A 715-nucleotide genomic window follows, 5' to 3' on the forward strand; every position below is an offset into this window, starting at 1 on the left:
CTCACCTGGCATTTGGAAATCAACTTCTAAATCTGGCTTATCTCCCGCACGAATCGCCGTGAAACTCGTTAATTGTCCACTTTGTCTGACATTTTCGGCTCGCACATCTGCAGACTCATTAAAGCCATAGGTAATGACTGCACGTGAGATGGATGGAATTAACTCTTCGACGACTGGGTCATCTATACACATCACGGCGGTGCCATAGAACGGAAGATTGTGCAGAAAATCTACAAAGGTTTGCTTTAGCCGACCAAAGTCTCCGCCATAGGTATGCATATGATCTGCTTCGATGTTGGTGACGACAGAAACCATTGGGGTGAGATGTAAAAAAGACGCATCGCTCTCATCTGCTTCTGCAACAAGATATCTCGACCCGCCTAACTTCGCGTTTGTGCCGGCACTATTCAGACGCCCACCAATTACGAAAGTTGGATCCATACCACCAGCGCCAAGAATCGACGCGATCAAACTTGTTGTCGTTGTCTTGCCATGCGTTCCGGCAATCGCGATACCATGACGATATCGCATTATTTCGGCCAACATCTCAGCGCGAGGCACAATCGGAATGCGCGCAGAGCGAGCTGCCATAATCTCAGGATTTTCTTCGTTGATAGCACTTGAAACAACAATGACATTCGCACCATCAACATTGCTTGCGCGATGGCCAATAAATACTTGTGTACCTAGGTTAGTTAAATGACGTGTTGTCGCA

1 protein-coding gene is annotated in these 715 nt (G+C 47.3%); it reads right to left on the minus strand.

Annotated elements, in window-relative coordinates:
- Nucleotides 1-715: UDP-N-acetylmuramate--L-alanine ligase (murC, locus tag A3738_RS26690; protein WP_231876773.1), on the minus strand; the 715-nt coding region annotated here is incomplete at both ends.

It is taken from the genome of Oleiphilus sp. HI0066, assembly GCF_001635725.1.